Origin of the sequence: Arthrobacter sp. NPDC056691 (genome assembly GCF_042791415.1) — a bacterium.
GTDB lineage: Bacteria > Actinomycetota > Actinomycetes > Actinomycetales > Micrococcaceae > Arthrobacter.
In genome coordinates this window covers 1-19,916 of the sequence record NZ_JBHTXX010000045.1, presented here as the reverse complement: position 1 = coordinate 19,916, position 19,916 = coordinate 1, and the positions used below count along the sequence as shown (strand labels likewise).

Below are 19,916 nucleotides of genomic sequence, written 5' to 3'. Positions count from 1 at the left end.
GTCTGCTTCCTACTTCTTGGGGATGGTACGGCTGCGACCGCGGAACTCTGCGATGAGTTCCCCCGGCAGTTGGGCACCGGGATCGGCAGCGAAGATCTGGATGTCGTAGAGGCCGCTGCGGCCCGCGCTTGAGCGGCGGTCGGCGACGGCGGTGATCACCTGGCCTCGGTAGGCCGGTTTGAGGAAGTTGATGTCGACGCCGGCAGCAACGGTGATGCTGTCAGGATCGGCAGGCGACGCGGGGTTGCAGGCGAGGGCGAACGCGGAGTCCGCGAAGGCGAAGATCATTCCGCCGTGGGCCATCCCGAATCCATTGAGCATTTCCTGCCGGAGGGTCATCCGGATGGTTGCGTGGCCGTCGCTGAGGGTGAGAACTTCTATGCCCATCCATTCCGAGGCGTAGTCGTTCTCAAGGATGTGGTGGGCCACACCGGGGATTGCCGTTTCAGCCATGCGTCGTTGCCTCCAGCTTTATTTACCGATCGTTCATTAGGTAAACCCATTTGGGGGCTTCATGTCAAGGGTGCGGGCCAGCCGGAGCGGTCCGGCGACGGCGATGACCACCAGCGCGGCCAGGACATGCAGGAGCGCCACGGTCCACCAGAGCGTGAGGTAGTCAGGGCCCGCCATAGCGGGAAAGACCAGGGCACCCGAGGTGTTGAACGCGGCGTGGAACACCATGCAGATGGGGACGCTGCCGCTGCCGTTGTAGAGCCAGGCCAGCAGCACGGACTGCGCAAGGACCATGAGCAGGAAGGGCAGCGGCGGCCGCTGCCCGGTGGGATCCGAGAGGAGCTCGGGCAGGTGCCATGCCGCCCACACCAGCCCCAGGAGCAGTGCCGCAGACAGGGCCGGGCGGTTCTGCTGCATGAGCGGAAGGGCGTAGCCGCGCCAGCCCAGCTCCTCGAAGAGGCCCACGGTCACCAGCGTGAACGCGAAGGTGCCCAGCAGCATGAACCAGCCTGGATTCGGGCCGAGCTCCGGGGCGGGAGCGCCGCCGGAAACCGTGAGGCCAGTCGCCATCGTCACGAGCAGGCAGGGCAGCCCCGCGGCGGCGACGTACCAGCGGCCGGCCACGCGCCACCGGGCCAGCTGCCGCAGTAGCTGCAGCAGCGCGGCCTTGCCGCCCGCCAGGAAGGCGGTGATGGCCGCCGCCACAGCCGGCCCGAACGGTATCAGGGGCGAGCTGTTCGGGTTGAGGAGGGTCAGCGGCCACACCAGCCATGAAATCGCAAAGGCCAGAACGAAGAACAGCGTCAGCCGGTGGCCGGTCGGCCAGGCCACGGCACGCCGCCCTGAGATCCAGCGCCGCCCTGGGACCCAGCGCCGCGCATAGGTTCCGCGCCGGGCCTCCTGCTCCCAGGCTCGACGGCGGGCCCGACGGCGGCCCCCGCCGCCAGCGGGCAACGGCCTGTTAACCGGCGGCTGGTTGGCAGACGAGGGCTGCTCAGCGGGCGACGGCTGCGCCACGGCCCGCCTCCGCCGCCAGGACGCGGAATCTCCGCAGAAGTGCCAGCACCACCAGCAAAAGGGTGGCCGCGGCAATCTGCTGCCACGCGCCGTCGAACACTGTGAACTTGTCCGCCGAGGAGGCATTGAACGAGGCGTGGAGGAGGGCCACGATCAGCAGGCTCTGGCCCGTCCCGAGGTAGGCGATGCCCACCAGCAGCCGGAACAGCGGGGCGAAGACCAGAAGCACGCCCCACGCGACCGCCACGTCAGGCCACTGGGTGCCGGCGAAGCCCTTCTCCCCGAACGCCAGCGGCAGGTGGATCAGCGCGAAGGGTATGGCGGTGAGCAGGCTGCCGGCCACCACGCCGTGCCGCTCCATCAGCCGGCTCTGGACCACCCCCGTCCAGGCCAGCTCCTCCCAGATGTTCCCCAGCAGGGCGCCAACGACCAGCGTGTTCAGCAGGTACATCGCCGCAACGGCGGCCCACCCGTCCGCTGGCTGACGGAACGTGCCGGAGGCGGCCGCGATGAGGACGGTCAGCGCAGGCAGGGCGAGCACCGCAGCGATGTACCAGCCCGTACCGACGCGCCAGCGGATGGTTTGGCGGAAAAGGTCCCGCACACCGGATTTGCCGCCGGCTGCCCGGGTCACCAGGATGGCCGTTCCCAGCAGGATGAGCAGTTCGGCCAGGATGCCGGGCACCGCGTTGCCGAGCAGTGCGATGGACAGGATGAGTGCCAGCCACGTCAGTCCGACGGCGATGACCAGAAATGCTGCCACCGGCCGGGCAGCGATGAGCCGGCGCAGGGGACGGGCGGACGGATCGGAAACAGGGCCAGCGGGGTTCATCGGGACCACCATCGTTCAGGACCTGGCAGCCCGGAGGCTGCCGATCGGTGCCTTTGCTGCGGATGGACCGGTCCCGGGGCGCTGGCCCACTCCGGGTCCGGGACGGCGAATGTGCGCCGACGTGGCAATCAACACCATTGTGTGCCCCCGGAAGCGCGGCAACAAGTGAAAGTATGGGGGAGTGCGGGCTTCGGTCCACCCAGCCAGCACACCGGCGCGTCCAATGCAGCACGTTCCACCCAGGAGCTTCCAACCAGAGGACAGATCATGGCCAAGGGGATATATGTCAGTGCGACCACTCCGGGATCGGGGAAGTCGCTCATAGCGCTGGGCCTGGCGGACACGCTCCACCGGCACGCGGACCGGATCGGATTCTTCAAACCCGTGGTTCACGGCGACGACGCCGGCGCGGATCCCATGGTGGCGCTCATGAAGTCCCGCTTCGACCTCGACGACCGGCGCTGCCGCGGCGGTCTGACGTTCACCGAGGTCCGCGGCCTGCTCGCCGAAGGCAGGCGCGAGGACATCGACTCCCGCTGCGTGGAGATCTTCGCCGAGATGGGCCGGCACTGCGACGTCATCATCGTGGAGGGCACGGATCTGACCGGCCACGACGCCGCCGTCGAATTCGACCTCAACGCCCGGCTGGCCAACAACCTGGCGGCGCCCGTCGTGGCAGTGGTGGGCGCCAAGGGGCGCAGCGTGGCGGAGGCCGCGGCCGCCGTCGACGTCGCCCGCAAGGAACTCGCCGCCGAGAAGTGCTCGCTGCTGGCCTTGATGGTGAACCGGGCCGACCCGGCGGACGTGGACGCGATCGTGGCCGCCGTGAAGCCCGGCGCATCCGGCCGGCCGGTGTACGTTTTCCCGGAACTGGAGGACATTGCCCGGCCCACCACCGGGGAGGTGGCTGCCGCCCTCAACGTCCGGCAGATCGCCGGCCGCGCGGACATGGAGCGGGACGTCCGGGACGTCAAAGTCGCCGCCATGAATGTGGGCAACTTCCTGAACGTGCTCGACGACGGGGCACTGGTGATCGTGCCCGGAGACCGGGCGGACGTGATGGTGGCCTGCCTGGCGTCGTCGTTCTCGCCCGAATTCCCGGTGCCGTCCGGGCTGATCCTCACCGGCGGCCTGGCCCCGGACGCCAACATCTATCCGCTGCTGGCCTCCGCCCCTTTCCCGGTGTTCGCGACCCAGGATGACACATACACCACGGCCCGGCGCGTGTCCGAGGTCCGCAGCGAGATCTGGAGCGGCCACCGGCGCAAGGTGGCGTCCGCGCTGGGCCTGTGGTCCCGTCAGGTGGACGAGGCTGAGATGCTCGAGCGCCTGCATCTGCCCCGTGCCGAACGGATGACCCCGCTGCGGTTCCTGCACGACCTCATCGAGCGTGCCCGCTCGCAGCGCCGCCACATCGTGCTGCCGGAGGGCAAGGACATCCGGATCCTGAAGGCCGCCGAGATCCTGCACCGGCGGGACGTCTGCGACCTCACCCTGCTGGGCCGGGAAGCCGACGTGCGGGAGCTTGCCGCCACCCGGGGCATCGACCTCGCCGGCATCAACATCGTGGACCCCGCCACCTCGGAGCTGCGTCAGGACTTCGCTGCCAGGTACGCCGAGCTGAGGGCGCACAAGGGCGTTGACCTGGCCCGGGCTCTGGAGGTCATGCAGGACGAAAGCTACTTCGGCACCATGATGGTCCAACTGGGGGTGGTGGACGGCATGGTCTCGGGCGCCGCGCACACCACGGCCCACACCATCCGTCCGGCCCTGGAGTTCGTGAAGACCCGGCAGGGCGTGAAGATCGTCTCCTCGGTGTTCCTGATGCTGATGCCGGACCGCGTGCTCGTGTACGGCGACTGTGCGGTAAACCCGGATCCCAACGTGGAGCAGCTCGCTGACATTGCCCTGGCGTCGGCGGAGACCGCGGCCCAGTTCGGGGTGGAGCCCCGGGTTGCCATGCTGTCCTACTCCACCGGCGGCTCCGGCTCCGGCGAGGCCGTGGAGGAAGTCCGGCAGGCCACCGACCTGGTCAGGGAACGCCGCCCGGATCTCGCCGTCGAAGGCCCCATCCAGTACGACGCCGCCGTGGACGCCTCCATCGCCGAGTCCAAGATGCCCGGCTCGTCCGTGGCCGGGCAGGCGACGGTGTTCATCTTCCCGGACCTGAACACCGGCAACAACACGTACAAGGCGGTACAGCAGAGCTCGGGAGCGGTCGCCGTCGGGCCCGTCCTGCAGGGGCTGCGCAAGCCCGTCAACGATCTCTCCCGCGGCTGCACCGTGGAGGACATCGTGAACACGGTGGCCATCACCGCCATCCAGGCGCAAAGCCTGGCCGCCCCGTTGGAAACCCCCGGCACCGCCGAACCGTCCGCCGTTTCAGCAGCCAAGGCTTAGGAGGCCCCATGCTCGTGCTCGTGATCAACTCCGGCTCGTCCTCGCTCAAGTACCAGGTGCGCGACGTCGCCGAAGGCAGCGTGCTCACCGAGGGGCTGATCGAGCGGATCGGCGTGTCCAACGGCGGCCAGGGCGACGGCGAGGTGGTGGGCCCGGCGGACCATGCCGAGGCGCTCGAGCAGGTGGACGCGGCCATCCACGAGGTGCTGGGCGAGAGGCAACTCGACGCGGTGGGGCACCGGGTGGTGCACGGTGGCGAGCGGTTCGGCGAGCCCGTGCTGATCGACAACGAGATCACCCGCGCCATCGAGCGGCTCAACCCGCTGGCGCCGCTGCACAATCCCGCGAATGTGCTGGGCATCCGCGCCATCACGAAGAAATGGCCGGGCATGCCGCAGGTGGCAGTGTTCGACACCGCCTTCCACCGCAGCCTGCCCGAGCACGCCTGGCGCTACGCCGTTCCCGACGAGCTCTACACCAACCACGGGATCCGCCGGTACGGCTTCCACGGAACTTCGCACGAATACGTCACCAACCGTGCTGCCGCGCTGCTGGACATCCCGGTGGAGGAGTTCGACGGCGTGATCGCCCACCTCGGCAACGGCGCCTCCGTCACGGCGATCCGGGGAGGCAAATCCGTGGACACCTCCATGGGTTTCACTCCGTTGGAAGGGCTGGTCATGGGCACCCGCTCCGGCGACCTGGATCCGTCCATCCTGGTATTCCTGGCCCGCACCGGCTGGAACGCCGAGGACCTCGATTCGATGCTCAACCGCGAGTCCGGGCTCAAGGGCCTCGCCGGCAACAACGACATGCGCTCCGTGGTGGAGGCGGCCGAATCCGGTGATTCCCGCGCGGCCACCGCACTGGCGGTCACCTCCTACCGGTTGGCCAAGTACATCGGCGGCTACCACGTGGCGGTCGGCGGGGCCAAGGCGCTGGTGTTCACGGCCGGGATCGGCGAGAACTCGCACCAGTTCCGTTCCCTGGTGGGCGAGCGTCTGGGTGCGCTGGGCATAGAGCTCGACGCCGGCCTGAACAGTGAGCGGTCCAGGGAACCCCGGGTGATTTCCACCGAGGCGTCCGCCATCCCTGTGCTGGTGGTGCCCACCGACGAGGAGCGCGCCATCGCCGAGGCAACAGCCGCCGTCGTCGGGCGTTGAGCCTGCCGGAACCGCCGTCGTCGGGCGTTGAGCCTGCGACGCAGCGCGGGTGCGGCCCTCAGGCGGGCCAGATGTCCTGCCAGGCGAGGCGTTCGGTGAACTCGGCCGCGGGGAGCGGGCGGCTGAAGTAGTAGCCCTGCCCGCTGACGCAGCCGGTGTTCCGCAGATGCTCGGCCTGCTCCGCGTTTTCGACGCCCTCCCACACGGCCTCGAGCCCGCAGGCCCGGATGAGCTGGAGGATGGCCGCGATCAGGGCGGGCTGCGCGGGATCGCTGCCGAGGGCGGTGAGTAGCGTCCGGTCCACCTTGACCCGGTCCACGGGCAGGCGCCTCAGGTAGCTGATGGACGAATACCCGGTGCCGAAGTCGTCGATTTCGAGGCCCACTCCGAGCTTCCGCAGGCTGGCAAGCGTGTACCGGTCGAGCTCGTTGCCCTTGATGATGTCGCTCTCCGTGAGCTCCAGCACCAGCAATGCCGGCTCGAGGTCTGCACCGGTGAGCGCGTCCCTGACGTCCTCGATGAACTCCAGCCGCTGCAGGTCCGCGGCCGAGACGTTGATGCGCATGTCGAAGTTGTGGCGGCTGGTCCCCGGGGAGCTCCGCCAGCGCCGGAGCTGCTCCACGGAATTCTTGAGCACCCAGTTGCCGAGCTCCGAGATGAGGCCCGTCTCCTCGGCGATGGGGATGAATTCGTCCGGCATGATCAGGCCGCGCTTGGGGTGTTTCCAGCGGACCAGGGCCTCCACGCCCTCGATTTTTCCTGAGGCTAGCTCGATGACGGGCTGGTAGTACAGCACCAGTTGGTCGGTGGCGATCGCCTCGCGCAATTCCCCCACCAGCTGGTTGCGGAGCTGCCGGGCGTGCAGCATGGCCGGTTCGAATATCCGCAGCTTGTTGCGGGCGTCGGCCTTGGAGGCGTACATCGCGATGTCCGCCTCCATGAGCAGCTCCTCGGACGTCTCGCCGGGATCCGCAATCCGAAGCCCCAGGCTCGCGCCGCAGCGGATGGTTTTGCCGTCCACCTCCAGGGTGCCGTTAAGCGAATCGAGTATCCGGTTTCCGACGGCGGCTGCCTTGGCCGGGGTCGTTGCCGGAAGCAGTACGGCAAACTCGTCGCCGCCCAGCCGGGCCACCATGTCGTCGTCGCGCACGCACGAACGGATTCGTTCGCCCACCGCGGCCAGCACCTGATCGCCCATGGAGTGGCCGTATGAATCGTTGATGCTCTTGAAGGCGTCCAGGTCCAGCAGCACCAGCGCCGGCGGCAGCCCGCCGTCGGCCGCTTCAGCTTGGGCCGTGTTGACGGCGCTGACCAGCGCCGACCGGTTATAGAGTCCCGTCAGGGAATCGGTGAGCGCCATCTGCTGCAGTTCTTTGTGTGCCGCATTGAGCATCCGGGTGCGCGTTTCCACGCGTTCCTCGAGCTCCTGGTAAATGATCTGCAGGTCCTCGGCGAGCAGGTTGGTGCCCATGATCACCGCGTCCAGTTCGTCCCTGGCCTCGGAAATTTCAATGCGAGAGTGGAGTTCCCCGGCCGCCAGGCGGACAATGCCGTCGAGCAGCTTCCCGAGCCGGGGATCGTCGTTAGAAAACATCGTCAAGGCGGCTCAACCAGTCGAGGGCGTCGTTTTCGGCAGTGAAATAGCGGGCCGGTACCGAGCTGAATTCGCCGCCCAGCAGAAAGTGCCCCAGCAGCCTGTCCACCGGGGTTTCGCCCAGGATCGCCCAGGCGGACACCGAAGGGATCGCCGCGTAGGCGGCCCGTGCGGCGCGATTCACGGACTTCACTCCGGTCAGTTCAAGTACGACGGCGACCCTCCGGTCCCCAGCCAGCTCACCCAGGCGGCGGTACAGCTGGGCGGCCGCGGTCTCGTTCAGGTCGGCGCCGCGGGGGAGTACCGCTTTGACGGCGAGGTCGGGCAGCACGGTGAAGGTGACGACTGGCGCGGGAGCAGGGCGCGTCGAGGACTCCGGCTGCAGCGGTGCGGCACCGGGAAACAGAGTAGCTTCTGGCATTTACCCCCCCTGGAGAAATTGCTGTTGCCGCCGCTCCGAAGGCTCCGCTGAGGCGATGAAACCACGGACGGTGGCGCTACGCTCCGGTGCAGCAGCTGTATCGAACAGCGTAGCGGCCTCGTCAAGCATCTGCAGTGATTCCGGTTCGTGTCCCTGTGCCATCAGGGCCCTGCCGAGGACGAAGGTGGCTTCCGCCGCTGTCTGGGTTGCGAGGATGGGGAACTTGCTCCGAAGCGGAGTCAGGAGGCTGATCGCCGTCTCCATGTCGCCGGTGAGGTAGTACCAATGGGCGCGGACCAGGGACATCTCCAAAATGTCCCGTTCGCTGCCGCCCACCACCTCGGTGGCGAGCTCCGCACGCTCGATGCAGCGCAGCGTTGCGGCGTCGCCCAGCTTGGCCTGCAGGCGCATTTCCGCGGAGGCACGGTTGAAGCGGGCCCACAGGTCGACGTCCTGCGAGGGGGAGAGTTTGCCCGCGGCCAGATCGTGGTAGTGGCCGCCCTCATTGACCCGGTTGCTGAGGAACGCGACATTGCCCATCACCCAGAAGGCCTTGCCGGCCGTGTCCTCGTCCACGTGGTCGGTGAGCAGCGATTCCAGGTCCAGGCACTCCTCCCAGGCGTCCTCGTGCCGGCCGCTTTCCGCGAGGGCGGCGATGAGGGCCTGCTGGGCCTGGATGTGCAGGTAGACGTTTTCAGAGTCTCCGGCCACGAGCCGGGCGGCGGTGGAGGCGGCATCAACCGCTTCGGGGAGCCTGCCCAGGCCCTGCAGCGAATGCGCCAGGAGAATGGCCGCCCGGGCGCCCAGATCGGGGGCGGATGCTGCCACGGGATGGGCGGCGAGTTCAACGGCGAGTTCCTGGCATTCCTGGATGGATCCCTGGTTCCGCAGGCATTCGGCCTGCAGCAGGACCATCGTCCACCAGCGCAGCTCGTCGCCGGCCTCCTGGGCCAGTTCGGCGGCGTGCCCGGCTTCGGCGTGGCAGGCGGCGTAGTCCCGCCGTTTCCAGCTTTCGCGCGCAGCCAACTCCGCGATCACGAAGGGTGACAAGTCGCGCTGCATCGGCATGCTCCCAATTATCCATAATCCTGCGCACGGTAGGCCGCTGAAGTGGGCTGAACTCCGCTTGTTACGGCAATTGCAAGACGCCGGCGGAAAAACATGGCAAATCCTGTGGAATTGACAGGAAATGACTTGACCAAACCTTGATCCGGTGACCGTATACTGTCGCCCGTAATGTGTAATTCGGCTCACGGCTACAAACGACGAAAGGGACAGCGGATGAAGAAACTTGCCGCAACACTTGTTATGACCGGCATCCTCGCAGTGGCAGGTTTCGCTGCTCCTGCCAACGCCGCCCCGAAGGACAAGGACACCACCACGTCCTCCACTTCGAAGAGCGACGTCAACTACGCCACCATTGGCTGGTGGCCCAACTAGAGGTTGGCAGTAGCTGGCCAGAATTACGGAAACCGCTCCGGACCCACAGGTCCGGGGCGGTTTTCATTTGGGTGGGACGGTCGACGGCGGCCGGCTCGTTGCGCCCGTCGGCGGGCGACGGCGGTCAGTCGGTCGGAGTACGAGGGCTCAGTCGGTTGGGGTGCGCGGGGCTCAGTCGGTTTGGGGTGCGCCCGGTGCTTCGTCGCCGTCGGCCCCGTCGTCGTCCGTTTCATCGGCCCGGGGGCCGTCGACCGGAAGGTGCACGGAAACGGTTGTTCCTTCGCCCAGCACCGAGGACAGGTCCAGCGAACCGCCGTGGCGCCGGATGATGTCGTGGGCAATGGCCAGGCCGAGTCCGCTGCCCGGGATGGCCGCGGAGGAGGCGTTGGACGCCCGGTAGAAACGGGTGAACACCTGCGCGATTTCCTGCTCCGGAATTCCGACGCCGGTGTCCATGACGTTGACGACGGCGAAGGGGCTGCCGGCGTCGGAGGCCGCCGACATGAAACTGATGCTGATCCGGCCGCCTTTCGGGGTGAACTTGATGGCGTTTGCCACGATATTGGTGAAGACCTGTTCCAACTGGGCCTCATCGGCCTGGACTTTCACGTCCTCGTGCGAATCGGCGCCGGTGATGGTGACGTTCCGCGAATCGGCGAGCGGGCGCAGTGCAGCCACGACGATCCGCAGGACCTGGCCAAGCTCCACCTGCTTGAGGTTCAGGTTGCCGGCGGCGTCCTGCTGGGAGACCGTGAGCATGTCCTCGATCAGCCTCCGGAGGCGGTCCGAGTTCCGCGAGATGACGTCCATCATGGACAGGATGCCCGGGGGAACGGGGCCGCCCGCCCCGTCACGGATCATGTCGAGGTAGGCCGTAATGGAGGTGAGCGGCGTGCGGAGCTCGTGGTTGACCGTGGCCAGGAAGTCCGTTTTGGCCTTGTCCAGCTCGCGGAGCTGCTGCAGCACCTGCAGCTGCGCGCTGATGAGGTGGCCCTGGATGAGGGAGTGGGCGAGGTTGCCGGCGACGTGCTGGATGAGGGCGATCTCGGCCCTGGTCCAGTCGCGCGGTTCTTCGAGCTGCGCGATCCAGATGATCCCCAGCGCCGACTCGCCTTCTCCCACCGGCAAGGCGACTGACGCGCGGACGGAGGCCAAGCCGGACCACTCCAGTAAACCTTCGGCCAAGGCGGCCGGCTGGTCCGTCCGGTGGTCCGGAACTGCCAGGGCCTCGGCGGCCGACCACAGCGACGTGGTCTGCTCCCGGGCCTCGTCCTCAAACGTTCCGAGCGTGTCCGGCAGCTTGGCGTGGCCGGGCAGGGACCACTGGGAACTGATCCGGGGCACCCGCGAATCCTGGAAGGTGGTGAACCAGACGCGGTCCACGCCCAGGGATTCGCCGAAGCCGCGGGCCAGGTGGCCGGCCATCTGCTGGGGGCTGTTGGTGCCGCGGATGGCGGCAGAGACGTTGCGGAGGCTTTCGCGCAGGAATTCGGCCTCTGCCCGGATGCGGCGGCGTTCCCTCGCCCGGCCTATCAGGGTTTCTACCCGGCGCGTGAGTTCACGGGCGGGGGCGTCCCTGGAGATGTAGTCGGCGATGCCCCAGGACTCAAGCCGGGCAAGATCGAAGTCGCCGCCGAGGTCCACCAGGAGCAGCACGGGCGTGCCTTCCCACCGGTAGCCGTCCGTCAGCACCGCATCAAGAAGTACGACGGCGGCCCGGTCGCCTTCCAGCTCCTGGGCGAGGGATCCGGCGTCGGGGGCTTTGCGGACGGTAAAATCCGCATGGGTGAGCACAGACGCCACGGCGTCGAGACGGGCGGCATCGGTAAGCGCGACCACCGCCTCGCGAGGTGCGGAGGCGTACTCCGCCGGTGCCTGGACCATGTGCCCCCTGTGTTGCGAGTGCCTTTTGAGGCTACCGTGAATTTGGACTCACATTATCAGTAGGCAGGCCCGTGGCTGCGTCCCGAAGGGATGTACCTTGTTAGTTGTCCTTATTTAGCCACTTCGGAGGTTTGATTTGAATTCCAACAGCACCGGACGGAACACGCTGTTCAACCTGGAATTGGACGCCGACGGCCTGCTTCGGCTGACCTGGGCCAGGGACGCCAGCATTACCGAGGGGGACGCCGAGGCTGCGATGGGGCAGGTCAACGCGCTCTGTGGCGACAACCGTCACCCCATGCTCGTGGACATGGCCACCACCTCCGATGTGAGCCGCGGAGCCCGTGCCGTGTTCGGCCGTCCCTGCCAGGCCTCACGGATCGCGCTGCTCGGTGCGTCGCCGGTGGACCGGGTGATTGCCAACTTCTTCCTGGGTCTGAACAAGCTCCCATGCCCCACGAAGTTCTTCACGTCCGAGTCCGAGGCCCTTTCCTGGCTGAATGTCCACTAGCCCCGCAGCGGGGCTTCTTGTGTTCAGCGCGCCTGGAGCACGGCGAAGTAGCCCGGGATCTGTTCCGGGCGGTCCACTGATGTGAGGGGCCGGGTTTCAATGGTCACCGGGCCGTCCTCCACCACATCCCAGCTGGCTTCGGGAAACGCCCGCCTGCGCTGCTCGGTGCCAAAACGGCCGGGCATGGGCAGGCCTCGGATGGCCTTCTCGAGTGGCTCAGGGATGGACTGCAGCGTGGCGCCGAGGTGGCTGACGTACTGGATGGGATTTCCGCGGAAGTCGGTCTCGGCCAGAAACACCCGGCCCCGGTTGCCCACGAGCGGGTGCAGTTGCGCGGCCAGGGCCGCCTGCGCAGGTCTCTTGAGTACGTGCAGGACACCCCGGATGAAGACGTTGGCTTCACCGGTGAACCCGGCCGCGGCCAGGGCGGCGGTCACGGTGCGGGAGCCCGCGGGTGCCGTCATGTCGGCCGCCACGTAGGAGATCCGCTCGAGCCCGTTGGATTCGGCGGCTGCGCGGGCGACGGCGTTGGCTGACACGTCCACCCCCAAAACATGCGGAAAGTAGGCGCCAAGTGCGCGGCTGAAGACGCCGCTGCCGCACCCGACATCGACGATGGGAAGGCTGGGGTCCAGCTGCCGCGTCAGGTGCTCCAGGTAGGCCCGGAGTTCGTGGTCGCTGCCTGAATCCCAGAGGACGTCGCCGCGCGCCCCCGTGGCACCGACCCTGCCCCAGTACTGGTCCCAGGCCACTCTGGGGTCCTTGGGCGCGTTGGAGGACAGCTTCACCAGTTTGGGAAGCAGCAGGTATTTCTTGAGCGCCGAGAGCATCATTCAAATATATGTTGCCTGTGACACGTCGCCGTTCAATGGTGCCGCCGGGCTGCCTGTCGACCCGTATTGCCAAAAATGGCCGCCCGGCGGATGCTCAGGCGGCCATTTTAGGTAAATCGACGACGCAAGGACTCTACGGGGCTGCCACCTTCGGGGTCGGCGACGCAGAGGCTGCGCTGCCGGGAGCCGTAGTTGTGGGGGCCGGGGTCGCACCGGTGGGAGTCGGGGCCGGAACGGCGGGGTCCGCCGTCGTTCCCGTTCCGGGCGCCGGAGCCGCGGGATCCGCCGTCGTGCCTGGCGAGGGCTCACCTGGCGACCGCCCACCAGGCGGCATGCCTGGCGACGGTGCACCTGGCGACTGAACACCCGGCGTCGGCTCCTTCGGACGGGATCCCGGGCCCGGGTCAGCCCCGTCACTCGCCCCGGACGACGGCGAGGAACCCGGCGTTGGCGTGGTGCCGGTCCGGGGCCTGCCACTGGGATCGGTCCGGACGATCTCCATGAGCCGTTCCTTGTAGGCGCTCAGCCGTCCCTCGATCTCGGAGAGGGGGACACCCTGCAATGTGCGTCCGAACTCGGCGATCTCCTGCCATAGCGCATTGAGCCGGGCCATGCCGTCCGAGCTGAGCGGCCCGTCCAGCGTGAGCACCAGCTGGCTGGCCAGGGCGTACGTCAGGCACCGGACGCAGTTGTAGTTCGCGGCGGCCGAAAGGTTCTCGGGCACCACAACGTCGGCCTGGCCCACAATCAGCACCACCTGGAACCCGACGGCCACCGCCGCGCAGTCCGCGCAACTGGCGAATGCATAGGCCTCGTTGCGGGTGTCCACGGGTCCGTCCTCGGCCCACACCAGCGCGAACGCGACGTCGTAGGTGACGGATCCGTCCGTGGTGTTGACGGCAAGCGCCTGGGTGCCGTTCTCCTCCGGTGCCGGGGGCCTGTCGAACGGAAAGACCCATGATGGCGGCGTGCCGGCAGGTGCCGACGCATGGCCCTGGCCTTGACCCGGGTCCGTTGGGTTCTGGTCCGGCTTGCCGGGCGTGGAAGCCGGTTGCGCTCCCTGCCTCGGCACGAGGACCATGCTGAGCTGCGGCTGCTCCCGGGTGGGCAGCGCCGTGCCGTCCGGCCAGAGTGCCACCGTCTGCCCCGTCCGGCCCTCCCTAAGAGCACCGTCGCCACCAGCCAGTGCGGGCAGGACGGCGGCCGTGGCATCGGCGAGTGTCCCGCGTTCGTAGGGTTGCACCGGGCGGTAGGCGTCGGGCAGTGGCCACCAGGCCCAGGCCAGCCCGGCGGCGGTGGCGCCGGCCACCGCAATGGCGGTGACGCGCTGCATCGCCTTGCCCCGGGTCTTGGCCCAGAGCCCGGTGACGAGCTGCCGCGCCAGCCGGAGCAGCATGTAGGCGACGCCCATCACGGGAAGGACGACGGCGGCAATCGCCAGGAGGCGCACTGCGCCGTCGGCAAAGTTCCCCTCCGCCAGGCTGCCGGAGAGGAGGGCCTGCTGGTGCTGCAGGCTCGCCCACGCCGTGGCCAGGAGCCGCGGGAAGGAAACGACCATCAGCACAAGGCTGACCAGCAGAAGGGGCACAGTGACCAGGACCCAGACTGTAATCACGGCACGCGCCCACGGCTTGAGGGCCTGCGCCTCCGCTTCGGGCTTGCCCCATCGCCACGGCAGGAGCCCGAGCAGTGTGGGGCGGATCCGCTGGAACAGGTCCGGCACCCCCGTGGCATCGGCCAGGATGTGGTAGCCGTCGAAACGGACCAGGGGAAGGAGCTGGCGCACCATCTGCAGGATCTGCGTGAGCACCACCAGGAGCAGCGCATCGAAACCCGTGGCCCACCAGACACCCATCGTGGCGACGGCAACCATGGCGTTGAAGTACAGCCCGCCAATATCTGTGCGCAGCCTGCCTCCGCGCCCCAGCCGGTAGGAATCGGTAACGTCCGTGTAGAAGGCGGGCCAAACGAGGTAGAGTCCGGCACCCATCGCGCCTGGCGTGGCGCCGCCCCGGCGTGCTCCCGCCGCATGGCCGAATTCGTGGAAGCCGGCCGACAGGACTGTGACGGCGAAGATCAGCAGGAGGAGCCACGGGTTTGCGAAGGCATCGTGCGTGGCGGAGGCCAGGCCTTTGACCATCAGGACCCACCAGCACGAGGCGAGGAACCCCGCGGCCACAACTGCCACGATCAGCGGATTGAACAGCACGGCGAACGGAGCCGTCAGCTTCCGGGTGCGCTCGGGGTCCGTGACGGTGTACCGGAACCGCATGCCCAGCAGCGGATTCGACCTGCGCACGTCGGGCTGCGACCCGTCCGCCAGTTGAAGGAGGCCGAGCGGCAGTAACTGCCCCTCAATCAGCGTCCGGACGTTGTCTGCGCTGATGAGCCGGCCGGAACGCGAGCTGGCCGTCTCGGCGATCTCATCGACATCCCGCACACCATCGATGGAGTCCAGGACCTGAAAAAGCAGCCCGGTGAGCTGGATGGTCTGGCCGTCGGCACGGCGAACCAGCGAGGGGGCCTCCCGGTAGCCGGACCCGTTGGCCTCGCCAATGAGCTGGATTCCGTCCGCCCGTACCGGTACCCGGCCTTGATTGGTGTCCGGGCTTATGACGACGGCGGCCCGGGTGCCTTGGGTGGGGAACGAGCCCGCCGACGTCGAGACTCCTGCCCGGCTTCCCGGTGAGGGCGCTACACCGGGTGCGGGTGTAGTGGAGACCGGCGGGCCGTCCACGCCGGACGGCCCGCTGTGTTTGGCGCTCATTCAGGTTCTACTGCTGCAGATCGGACTGCTGATCTGCCGATGCCGTGGCCTCGCCGTCGATGTCCTGCGTGATGATGGCGTCCTGCTGGGCAACGGCGAAGGCGTCGCTGTCGATCGAGCCGATGTTGGCCGCAACGGCGGCGTCGATCGGCGCGGCGACGTTGGCGTTGGCGGCCACGGCGCCGTTGATCGGTGCGGCGATGTCGGCGTCGGCCGCAAGGTCCACGTTGACGTTGAGCAGGTCCCCGTCGAGGGCCGTGGACGGATCTACGGGAAGGGCGCCGACACCTGTGCCGTCCGGGAGGGGGGCGTCAGGCGTTCCGCCGGGCAGGGTGGCGGCGTCAGGCCCGGGGGTGGCATCGGCAGTGCCGGCCCCGGCCGCCTCGGTTCCAGCGCCCGCGGTGCTGTCCGGCGTCCCGCCGTCAACAGTCCCGCCGTCCGCGCCCGTGCCCTGGGTGATGGTGCTGTCCTGCACGGAGTCTGCGGCGGCATCCGCGGTGATTCCCTGGTCGATGATGACGCCCTGGTCGGCGAGGGCCTGCGATTCCGAACCGAAGGACAGGACGTTTGCCGAGGCCGCGGCATCAATGGGGGCGGCGACGTTGGCGTTGGCGGCCACTGCGAGGTCGATCGGCGCGGCGGCACTGATGCCGAGGTCGAGGTCGGCGTTGAGGTCGAGTACGGACGCGACTTCCTTGTCCGGCAGGGCGGTGCCTGCCTGCGCATCCAGTTCGTCGTCGGAAAGCGGGGTCAATCCCTGTTCATTGCTCACGCTAGGCTCCAGTTCCGGCGTCGGATTCCCAGCCCCCAGCGGACAGGTGCACCGAGCCCGTATGCCCGTCAATAGTAAGCAGGATTACTATTTTCTGAAAATACCCGCCCGAAGGAGCGAATTCCCGCCATCAATGCTCCGGGCCGGAGATGCCCACGTGCTCGCCGCCGTCGTCGAGGGCCCTCCATGCGCGCCGATTTGCCAAAAATGGCCGCCTGCGCGGGCGGCGGGCGGCCATTTTTGGCAAAACGGTGTCACGTCTCACGCGCGAACGCCAACGAAACGGGTCGACGCCGTCCGTGAGCCCGGGCGCTTGTGGCGCAGCCGATGGCCTACTTCAGCCCGGCGCCGGGCAGCAGCTCCGTGGCCCCCAGCGAATCGGCGATGAAGCCGTAGTCCCAGGCCCGCTCGCGCCACTGCACGTAGCGGCCGGAGGCCCCGCCGTGCCCGCCGTCCATTTCGATCTTCATGAGGATCGGCTCGCTGCCCGTGGTCTTGTTGCGAAGCTCCTGCACCCACTTGGCCGGCTCCACGTAGAGCACCCGGGTGTCATTGAACGACGTAACAGCAGCGATCTTGGGGTACGCCACCCCGCGGACGTTCTCGTACGGCGTGTACGACTTCATGTACTCATATACGGCGGGATCGGTGATGGGGTTGCCCCACTCCTCCCACTCAAGGGCCGACAGCGGCAGCTCCGGGTCCAGGATGCTGGTGAGCGGGTCCACGAACGGAACCTGCGCCACAATGGCGGCGTACTTCTCCGGCGCGAGGTTGGCCACGGCGCCCATGAGCAGCCCGCCGGCGGAGCCGCCCAGCGCGGCGATCCGGTCCGGTGCCGCCCAGCCGGACTGCGCCAGCCAGTCCGTGGCCGCGATGAAGTCCGTGAACGTGTTTTTCTTGCTGAGCTTCTTGCCGTCCTCGTACCAGTGGCGGCCGAGTTCGCCGCCGCCGCGGATGTGGGCGATGACGAACACAACGCCGCGGTCCAGCAGCGAAAGCCGGGCGATGCCGAAGCCCGGGTCCATGCTCAGCTCGTAGGAACCGTAGCCGTAGACCAGGCCGGCCGCCGTCGAGTCCTGCTTGACGGCTTTGTGCCGCAGCACCGACAGCGGAACCCGGGTGCCGTCGGCGGCCTCGGCCCACTCGCGGGTTGCCACGTAGTCCGAGCCGTCGTAGCCGCCCAGGACGGGGCTTTCCTTGCGGAGCAGCAGTTCACCGGCCGGCTGCTTCGGGGTGGGCAGCACGAAGTCGTAGACGCGCGACGGCGTGAAGTATGACGTGTAGCCCAGCCGGATCACGGGCGCCTCGTAGTCCGAACCGCCGACTCCCGCGGTGTACAGCTCTTCGTCAAAGGCGGGTTCCACTGGAGCCTGCTGGCCGGCAGTCCCCAGCCCGGCCAAGGACATCACCTGGACCCGCTCGATGGTGTCCTTCCGTATCGAGACCACAAGGTGGGTGGCGGTGACCCCAGCACCGTTGATCCGGACGTCGTCGGAATGCTCGACGACGGTGCTCCAGCGCTGCTCGGCCAGCGGCTTGGCAAACTCGGCCGGCTCCGCCAGCGAGACCATCGAGTTCACGGCGTTCCGGTTGTGGGTGATGAGGATGCGTTCAGCTTTCTGCCCGTCCGGGCCCTCGAGCAGGAACGGCTCGGCCTCATAAAGCACGCGTTCGTTGCGGGAGATGACAGTGGACAGGCCGGAGCCGGGGTCGTCGAAGCGCAGCAGGCGCGTCTCGCTGTACTCGGAGCAGCCGATGCCGAGCACAAGGTGGCGCCGGTCGGAGGAGAGCTCGAAGCCCAGCCACATGGCGGCGTCGTCCTCCTGGTAGATCACCTCATCGTCGGTGACCGGAGTGCCCAAGACGTGGGACTTGACCTGGTACGGCCGCCAGGAATCATCCACCACGGTGTAAAAGATGCGCGTGCCGTCCGGGGAGAACGAGACTCCGTAGAAGACATTCTCGATGACATCGGGCAGCAGTTCGCCGGTCCGCAGGTCCTTGATCCGCAGCGTGAACCGCTCGTCGCCCGCGTTGTCCACGGCGTAGGCGTAAAGGGTTCCGTCGATGGTCACCGCCGTTCCGCCCACCGAGAAGAACGGCTTGCCTTCCGCTTCGACGTTGCCGTCCAGCAGGACTTCCTCGCCCGGAATTTCGACGCCGGCCTCCACCGCCGGGGGAGTCCAGTCCGCCACCGGATCTCCGGTATTTTGGGCGCGGACCCGGCACTGGATGCCATACTCCTTGCCCTCGACGGACCGGCTGAAGTACCACCAGCCGTCCTTCCGGTTCGGAACGGACAGGTCTGTCTCTTTGGTCCGGCCCTTGATCTCCTGGAAAATGGCCTCGCGCAGCGGTTCCTGGTGCGCCGTGAGGGCTTCCTGGTAGGCGTTCTCTGCCTTCAGGTGCGAGACGACCTCCTCGGACTCCTTGTCCCGCAGCCACTCGTACTGGTCCACGAAAGTGTCCCCGTGGTGCGTGCGCTCGGTGGGCACCCTCTTGGCGACAGGCGGCCGGGGCGGGGCAACGGCGGAGGAGCTTTCGGGTTGCTGCAGCGGAGTGTGGGTCATTCCCTCAATATATAGAGCCGCTCTGACATTTGGGCCGCCGTTCGCTACCGGGGGAGAGGCCGGCATTCTGACGCTCCTCACACGCCGGCCCGTGCCCTGTCCCTGCTCCGGCGCCGGGCGTATCCTGAACTCGCGTCAGCAAGAACGAACCCACACGAGCCTTCGAGGGGGAAGCATGACCATCCCGCCAGTGCACGAACCAGAGCCGTTCCCGCCGGAGCCCGGGCCCGATCCCATGCGGCCCGACCCGTCCCGCCCCGCACCGCCCAACCCCGTTCCCACGCCCGAGCCGCCCGGACCGCTTCCGGTACCCGATCCCGGGCCCGCGCCGCTGCGCCCCGACCCCACCCGCAGCTGAACTGCCCGCCAGACCGTCCGCCGTCGTCGAACATGTGACGCGCAAATGGTCCGGGGACGCTGGAATCCACGCGTCCCCGGACCATTTGCGTGTCCGGGGGCGCAAATGCGTATCCGGGGCTCATGCGCGAAAGGTCGCATTTCTGCAACATTCGGAATTTTCCTGTTACCTGAGTCACATGCAGGCTAGGGTTAGACCCGGTCGCAGCGTCGCGGCCGCGCATGAGGGGAGAAGTTTTTGAACCAGAAGCTCAAGGTACTGGTCCGCGTGGATCTCGACTGCGGTGAGGCTCAGGTCGCCGCCCAGGGACATGTAACCGCCCAAAGCATCCAGGCTCTTTACGTCGTTATGAAGCGCGCCAACCACCTCCGGCAGGGCCTGCAGCTCGTCGTCGATGTCAGCCACGCCCGCGTCGAACCCGTCGCACTTGAACAGTTGCGGGAATGCTCCAAAACGCACCACCTGCCGCGTTCCATTGATCCGCAGCAGTCCGAATGCAACCTCCGCGTTTTGGCCCCGGCCGACGGCGGGATGGACGCCGCAACTGGCCGCGTCCCGGTGGCGGCGGCTGCTTGAGGGCAGTTGGCTGAACTGACTACGCACTGAGGCCCCGGACTCCCAATGGAGTCCGGGGCCTCAGCCTTGTGCCGGAGTTGCTTCCCCTGTGCTTTCAGGAAGGCTCCGCGCCGGGCTAGCGGTCCGGATTCGGATCCCGCACGTCGCGTTCGCCGATGTCCGCCGCCCCCAGGACCTCGGCCGCCGGGGTGTGTACGGCGTCGTGCTCGCGGACGCGCAGCTCGGGATGGTGCAGGTCCAGTGCCGGACGCTCCGAGCGGATGCGCGGCAAGGACGTGAAGTTGTGCCGCGGCGGCGGGCAGGACGTGGCCCACTCCAGGGA

General features: G+C 67.8%; 17 protein-coding genes and 1 pseudogene. 6 read left to right on the top strand and 12 right to left on the bottom strand.

Annotated features, from left to right (window positions below):
• Nucleotides 1-9: 9 nt before the first annotated feature.
• The 3 genes from paaI to ACFRAU_RS23940 form a co-directional block, all read right to left on the bottom strand.
• Nucleotides 10-453 carry a hydroxyphenylacetyl-CoA thioesterase PaaI gene (gene paaI, locus ACFRAU_RS23950; RefSeq protein WP_377996872.1) on the bottom strand — a complete coding sequence of 148 codons (444 nt, stop codon included), beginning with the start codon at nucleotides 451-453 and terminating at the stop codon, nucleotides 10-12.
• A 36-nt stretch (nucleotides 454-489) separates the two neighbouring features.
• A complete protein-coding gene (locus ACFRAU_RS23945; protein WP_378001751.1) occupies nucleotides 490-1,284 on the bottom strand; it encodes a CPBP family intramembrane glutamic endopeptidase in 795 nt (264 codons plus the stop codon).
• A 163-nt stretch (nucleotides 1,285-1,447) separates the two neighbouring features.
• Entirely contained in the window at nucleotides 1,448-2,302 is an 855-nt protein-coding gene (locus ACFRAU_RS23940; protein ID WP_378001750.1) for a CPBP family intramembrane glutamic endopeptidase, read from the bottom strand.
• Between the two features lie 267 nt (nucleotides 2,303-2,569).
• On the opposite strand from ACFRAU_RS23940, the gene pta reads away from it, so the two are divergent.
• Nucleotides 2,570-4,702, top strand: a complete 2,133-nt coding sequence (gene pta, locus ACFRAU_RS23935; RefSeq protein WP_378001749.1) for a phosphate acetyltransferase — start codon at nucleotides 2,570-2,572, stop codon at nucleotides 4,700-4,702.
• Between the two features lie 8 nt (nucleotides 4,703-4,710).
• Nucleotides 4,711-5,865 carry an acetate kinase gene (locus ACFRAU_RS23930; RefSeq protein WP_378001748.1) on the top strand — a complete coding sequence of 385 codons (1,155 nt, stop codon included), beginning with the start codon at nucleotides 4,711-4,713 and terminating at the stop codon, nucleotides 5,863-5,865.
• 58 nt (nucleotides 5,866-5,923) lie between these two features.
• On the opposite strand, the gene ACFRAU_RS23925 is transcribed toward ACFRAU_RS23930, so the two are convergent.
• From ACFRAU_RS23925 to ACFRAU_RS23915, 3 genes are read right to left on the bottom strand one after another with little or no spacing between them, the layout of a single operon-like run.
• A complete protein-coding gene (locus ACFRAU_RS23925) occupies nucleotides 5,924-7,459 on the bottom strand; it encodes a putative bifunctional diguanylate cyclase/phosphodiesterase (protein ID WP_378001765.1) in 1,536 nt (511 codons plus the stop codon).
• On the bottom strand, nucleotides 7,449-7,880 hold the full coding sequence (locus tag ACFRAU_RS23920; protein ID WP_377996877.1) for a hypothetical protein: 432 nt from the start codon (nucleotides 7,878-7,880) through the stop codon (nucleotides 7,449-7,451). The genes ACFRAU_RS23925 and ACFRAU_RS23920 overlap by 11 nt, the downstream gene beginning before the upstream one ends.
• The gene (locus ACFRAU_RS23915) at nucleotides 7,881-8,948 is read right to left on the bottom strand and encodes a tol-pal system YbgF family protein (RefSeq protein ID WP_377996878.1); all 1,068 of its coding nucleotides are present in this window, start codon (nucleotides 8,946-8,948) and stop codon (nucleotides 7,881-7,883) included. It abuts the gene before it with no gap.
• Between the two features lie 213 nt (nucleotides 8,949-9,161).
• Between ACFRAU_RS23915 and ACFRAU_RS23910 the strand changes: the two genes are divergently transcribed.
• On the top strand, nucleotides 9,162-9,320 hold the full coding sequence (locus ACFRAU_RS23910; protein ID WP_306925506.1) for a hypothetical protein: 159 nt from the start codon (nucleotides 9,162-9,164) through the stop codon (nucleotides 9,318-9,320).
• A 171-nt stretch (nucleotides 9,321-9,491) separates the two neighbouring features.
• Here ACFRAU_RS23910 and ACFRAU_RS23905 read toward each other — a convergent pair whose 3' ends face one another.
• A complete protein-coding gene (locus ACFRAU_RS23905) occupies nucleotides 9,492-11,204 on the bottom strand; it encodes an ATP-binding protein (protein ID WP_378001747.1) in 1,713 nt (570 codons plus the stop codon).
• Nucleotides 11,205-11,340: 136 nt separating this feature from the next.
• On the opposite strand from ACFRAU_RS23905, the gene ACFRAU_RS23900 reads away from it, so the two are divergent.
• Complete coding sequence (locus tag ACFRAU_RS23900; protein ID WP_378001746.1) at nucleotides 11,341-11,715, top strand: STAS/SEC14 domain-containing protein; 375 nt, start codon at nucleotides 11,341-11,343, stop codon at nucleotides 11,713-11,715.
• Nucleotides 11,716-11,738: 23 nt separating this feature from the next.
• On the opposite strand, the gene ACFRAU_RS23895 is transcribed toward ACFRAU_RS23900, so the two are convergent.
• From ACFRAU_RS23895 to ACFRAU_RS23880, 4 genes are all read right to left on the bottom strand, one after another.
• Nucleotides 11,739-12,545, bottom strand: a complete 807-nt coding sequence (locus ACFRAU_RS23895) for a methyltransferase domain-containing protein (protein WP_378001764.1) — start codon at nucleotides 12,543-12,545, stop codon at nucleotides 11,739-11,741.
• 136 nt (nucleotides 12,546-12,681) lie between these two features.
• A complete protein-coding gene (locus tag ACFRAU_RS23890; RefSeq protein WP_378001745.1) occupies nucleotides 12,682-15,315 on the bottom strand; it encodes a hypothetical protein in 2,634 nt (877 codons plus the stop codon).
• A 7-nt stretch (nucleotides 15,316-15,322) separates the two neighbouring features.
• A complete protein-coding gene (locus ACFRAU_RS23885; protein ID WP_378001744.1) occupies nucleotides 15,323-16,087 on the bottom strand; it encodes a peptidoglycan-binding protein in 765 nt (254 codons plus the stop codon).
• 332 nt (nucleotides 16,088-16,419) lie between these two features.
• Nucleotides 16,420-18,660 (bottom strand): S9 family peptidase, encoded by a 2,241-nt coding sequence (locus tag ACFRAU_RS23880; RefSeq protein ID WP_378001743.1) that lies wholly within the window; start codon nucleotides 18,658-18,660, stop codon nucleotides 16,420-16,422.
• 175 nt (nucleotides 18,661-18,835) lie between these two features.
• On the opposite strand from ACFRAU_RS23880, the gene ACFRAU_RS23875 reads away from it, so the two are divergent.
• The gene (locus tag ACFRAU_RS23875) at nucleotides 18,836-19,018 is read left to right on the top strand and encodes a hypothetical protein (RefSeq protein ID WP_377997570.1); all 183 of its coding nucleotides are present in this window, start codon (nucleotides 18,836-18,838) and stop codon (nucleotides 19,016-19,018) included.
• 237 nt (nucleotides 19,019-19,255) lie between these two features.
• Nucleotides 19,256-19,594, top strand: coding sequence for a hypothetical protein (locus ACFRAU_RS23870; protein ID WP_377997571.1), 339 nt, complete (start codon nucleotides 19,256-19,258; stop codon nucleotides 19,592-19,594).
• Between the two features lie 115 nt (nucleotides 19,595-19,709).
• On the opposite strand, the pseudogene ACFRAU_RS23865 reads toward ACFRAU_RS23870, so the two are convergent.
• Nucleotides 19,710-19,916 (bottom strand): annotated as a pseudogene (locus tag ACFRAU_RS23865) (cytochrome ubiquinol oxidase subunit I); the annotation flags it as partial.

Coding starts and splice junctions, on each gene's coding strand:
- paaI (WP_377996872.1), bottom strand. CDS start 453: ATGGCTGAAACGGCAATCCCCGGTGTGGCCCACCACATCCTTGAGAAC.
- ACFRAU_RS23940 (WP_378001750.1), bottom strand. CDS start 2,302: ATGAACCCCGCTGGCCCTGTTTCCGATCCGTCCGCCCGTCCCCTGCGC.
- pta (WP_378001749.1), top strand. CDS start 2,570: ATGGCCAAGGGGATATATGTCAGTGCGACCACTCCGGGATCGGGGAAG.
- ACFRAU_RS23930 (WP_378001748.1), top strand. CDS start 4,711: ATGCTCGTGCTCGTGATCAACTCCGGCTCGTCCTCGCTCAAGTACCAG.
- ACFRAU_RS23925 (WP_378001765.1), bottom strand. CDS start 7,459: ATGTTTTCTAACGACGATCCCCGGCTCGGGAAGCTGCTCGACGGCATT.
- ACFRAU_RS23920 (WP_377996877.1), bottom strand. CDS start 7,880: ATGCCAGAAGCTACTCTGTTTCCCGGTGCCGCACCGCTGCAGCCGGAG.
- ACFRAU_RS23915 (WP_377996878.1), bottom strand. CDS start 8,948: ATGCCGATGCAGCGCGACTTGTCACCCTTCGTGATCGCGGAGTTGGCT.
- ACFRAU_RS23910 (WP_306925506.1), top strand. CDS start 9,162: ATGAAGAAACTTGCCGCAACACTTGTTATGACCGGCATCCTCGCAGTG.
- ACFRAU_RS23905 (WP_378001747.1), bottom strand. CDS start 11,204: ATGGTCCAGGCACCGGCGGAGTACGCCTCCGCACCTCGCGAGGCGGTG.
- ACFRAU_RS23895 (WP_378001764.1), bottom strand. CDS start 12,545: ATGCTCTCGGCGCTCAAGAAATACCTGCTGCTTCCCAAACTGGTGAAG.
- ACFRAU_RS23890 (WP_378001745.1), bottom strand. CDS start 15,315: ATGAGCGCCAAACACAGCGGGCCGTCCGGCGTGGACGGCCCGCCGGTC.
- ACFRAU_RS23880 (WP_378001743.1), bottom strand. CDS start 18,660: ATGACCCACACTCCGCTGCAGCAACCCGAAAGCTCCTCCGCCGTTGCC.
- ACFRAU_RS23875 (WP_377997570.1), top strand. CDS start 18,836: ATGACCATCCCGCCAGTGCACGAACCAGAGCCGTTCCCGCCGGAGCCC.